Origin of the sequence: Streptomyces sp. NPDC048352, from assembly GCF_040651895.1 — a bacterium.
In the GTDB taxonomy this organism is placed as follows: domain Bacteria; phylum Actinomycetota; class Actinomycetes; order Streptomycetales; family Streptomycetaceae; genus Streptomyces.
In genome coordinates this window covers 1-3276 of sequence record NZ_JBEZKZ010000157.1, presented here as the reverse complement: position 1 = coordinate 3276, position 3276 = coordinate 1, and the positions used below count along the sequence as shown (strand labels likewise).

The window sequence follows — 3276 nt, the reverse complement described above, 5'->3', positions numbered from 1 at the left end:
GGGGCCCCCCCTTTCTCGGCCGCCCGCTCCGGCGCGCCGGGGGGGGGGCGCCCCCCCCCCCCCCCCCCGGGGCGGGGGGGGGGGGGGGGGGGGGGGGCCCCCCCCCCCCCCTCCGGTGGATCGCCGCGTCCTGTCAGGATCGGCCGGGTCCCGCGGACCCGCCACTCGGGCGGTCGCGCCCCGACGGACGGCAGGGGCCGGGGCGTGGGAGGTACGGCCCCTGCCGTCCTGGCTCCCGGCCGGCTGGGGCCGGCCCGGAGTCCGTCAACCCGCGCTGACCCGCAGCTCCTTGATGCCGTTGAGCCAGGCCGCGCGCAGCCGCCGCGGGCCGTCCGAGGCCGGTCGCAGGTCGGGCAGGGCGTCGGCCAGGGCGTTGAAGATGAGGTCGATCTCCAGGATCGCCAGGGACTTCCCGAGGCAGAAGTGCGGGCCCCCGCCGCCGAATCCGAGGTGCGGGTTCGGGTCGCGGGTGATGTCGAAGACGTCCGGGTCCGCGAAGACCTCGGGGTCGTGGTTGGCGGAGGAGTAGAACAGCCCCACCCGGTCGCCGGCCTTGATCTTCTGGCCGCCCAGCTCGGTGTCCCGGGTGGCGGTGCGCTGGAAGGAGACCACGGGTGTGGCCCAGCGCACGATCTCCTCCGCGGCGGTGGCCGGCCGGGTCGCCTTGTACAGCTCCCACTGTCCGGGGTGGGTGAGGAAGGCGTGCATGCCGTGGCTGATGGCGTTGCGCGTGGTCTCGTTGCCGGCGACCGCCAGCAGCAGGACGAAGAGGCCGAACTCGTCGGAGCGCAGGTTGCCCTCGCCCTCCGCGGCCACCAGCTGGGAGACGATGTCCTTGGCCGGGCACTCCTTGCGCTCGGCGGCCAGGTTCATCGCGTAGCCGATGAGCTCCACGGCCGCGTGGGAGCCGGCCTCCTCCGTGATCGCGTACTCCGGGTCGTCGTACGCGATCATCTTGTTGGACCAGTCGAAGATCCGGGAGCGGTCCTCCTGCGGTACGCCGATCAGCTCGGCGATGGCCTGGAGCGGGAGTTCGCAGGCCACCTGGGTGACGAAGTCGAAGGCGCCGTCCGCCGAGGCCTCCCGGGCCTCCTCCACGATCTTCCGGGCCCGCTCGCGCAGGGCCTGCTCCAGGCCGCGGATGGCGCGGGGGGTGAAGCCCCGCTGCACGATCTGGCGTACCCGGGTGTGCTCCGGCGGATCCATGTTCAGCATGATCAGGCGCTGGGCATCTATCTGGTCGCGCTGGATGTGCTCGTTGAAGCGGATGATCGCCGTGTTGGTGGTGGAGGAGAAGAGTTCCGGGTGCGTGGAGACGTACTTGACGTCCGCGTGCCGGGTGACGGCCCAGTAGCCCTCGTCGTCGAACCCGGTGACGCCCCGCCGCTGGGGGCACCACCACACGGGGGCGGTCTGCCGCAGCCGAGCGAACTCCGGGAAGGGGACCCGGTCCTGGAGGACGTCCGGGTCGGTGGCGTCGAAGCCTTCGGGCAGCGCGGGACAGGGCATCGGGCGACTCCAAGGTCTGACGAGGGTCTGACGGCCCATCAGAAGTTGGCTTGAAGGTAGTAACGAGTTCTAGAAGTCACAAGGGCTCGCGCGTCAACTGTTGCGTGGGGAAAGCGTGTAAGCCGCGTGCAAGACCCTTGCGTGCCGGGCGCCGAGGTCATAAGACTGCGGGGGAGAACTAGAACGCGTACTAGTTCGTGCGGGGCAGTCGCCGGGACGGCCCGCCACGCCGGCGCTGTGCAGAGTGTGCAGGAGAGGACGAGCTCATGGCCGCGGAACCCGTCATCGTCGAAGCCGTACGCACCCCCATCGGGAAACGCGGGGGAGCCCTGGCCAACCTCCATCCCGCCTACCTGCTCGGCGAGACCTACCGCGAGCTCCTGGCCCGTACCGGAATGCAGCCCGACTGCGTCGAGCAGATCGTCGGCGGCACCGTCACCCACGCCGGCGAGCAGTCCATGAACCCCGCCCGCAACGCCTGGCTCGCCATGGGGCTCCCGTACGAGACCGCCGCGACCACCGTGGACTGCCAGTGCGGCAGCTCCCAGCAGGCCAACCACATGGTCGCCAACATGGTCTCCGGCGGGGTCATCGACATCGGCATCGCCTGCGGGGTGGAGGCCATGAGCCGGGTCCCGCTGGGCTCCGGCTCCAAGCACGGGCCCGGCAAGCCCTTCCCGGACGAATGGAACGTCGACCTCCCCAACCAGTTCGAGGCCGCCGAGCGCATCGCCCGCCACCGGGGCCTGACCCGCGAGGACGTCGACCGGCTCGGCGTGCTCTCCCAGGAGCGGGCCGGGACGGCATGGGCCGAGGAGCGCTTCAAGCGCGAGACCTTCGCGGTCCAGGTCCCGACGACGGAGGAGGAGCAGGCCGCCGGGCAGGGGATGTGGCGCCTCGTCGACCGGGACGAGGGCCTGCGGGACACCACCATGGAGGGCCTGGCCCGGCTCAAGCCGGTCATGCCGACGGCCGTGCACACCGCGGGGAACTCCTCCCAGATATCCGACGGCGCCGCAGCCGTGATGTGGGCCTCGCGCAAGATGGCCCGTGCGCTGAAACTCAAGCCGCGCGCCCGGATCGTCGCCCAGGCGCTGGTCGGCTCGGACCCTCACTTCCACCTGGACGGGCCGATCGACGCGACCCGGGCGGTCCTCGGCAAGGCCGGGATGTCCCTCAAGGACATCGACCTCGTCGAGATCAACGAGGCCTTCGCCTCCGTCGTCCTCAGCTGGGCGCAGGTCTTCGGCCAGGACCTGGAGAAGGTGAACGTCAACGGCGGCGGCATCGCCCTCGGCCACCCGGTCGGCGCCACCGGCGCCCGGCTGATCACGACCGCGCTGCACGAGCTGGAGCGCCGCGACAAGGAGTTCGCGCTGATCACCATGTGCGCGGGAGGCGCGCTGGCGACCGGGACGATCATCCAGCGGCTGTGAGGGGATACGGGACGCGGAAGGCCCCGGTGGCCGGCCTGGTGGGGCCGGCCACCGGGGCCTTCGTGTGCACGCTGTGCTGTCGTGCCGTGTTGCTGGGGGTGTGGCCGCCGGCTTAGTACCAGTGGTTGGCCTTCCAGAAGTTCCAGGCGCCGACGGGGCTGCCGTAGCGGTCGTTCATGTAGTCCAGGCCCCACTTGATCTGGGTGGCCGGGTTGGTCTTCCAGTCGGAGCCCGCGGAGGACATCTTCGACGCGGGCAGGGCCTGGACCAGGCCGTAGGCGCCGGAGGAGGAGTTGGTGGCGGTGTGGTCCCAGCCGCTCTCGTGGGAGAC

3 protein-coding genes are annotated in these 3276 nt (G+C 71.5%); 1 reads left to right on the top strand and 2 read right to left on the bottom strand.

Going from position 1 to position 3276, the window contains the following annotated elements:
• Positions 1-264: 264 nt before the first annotated feature.
• Entirely contained in the window at positions 265-1509 is a 1245-nt protein-coding gene (locus AB0D45_RS34680; RefSeq protein ID WP_362466656.1) for a cytochrome P450, read from the bottom strand.
• 266 nt (positions 1510-1775) lie between these two features.
• Here AB0D45_RS34680 and AB0D45_RS34675 point away from each other — a divergent pair, with 266 nt between their 5' ends.
• Positions 1776-2945: a steroid 3-ketoacyl-CoA thiolase gene (locus AB0D45_RS34675; RefSeq protein WP_361611362.1), complete on the top strand. Its 1170-nt coding sequence runs from the start codon at positions 1776-1778 to the stop codon at positions 2943-2945.
• Positions 2946-3057: 112 nt separating this feature from the next.
• Here the strand turns inward: AB0D45_RS34675 and AB0D45_RS34670 are convergent.
• Positions 3058-3276: transglycosylase SLT domain-containing protein (locus AB0D45_RS34670; RefSeq protein WP_362466652.1), on the bottom strand; the 219-nt coding region annotated here is incomplete at its 5' end.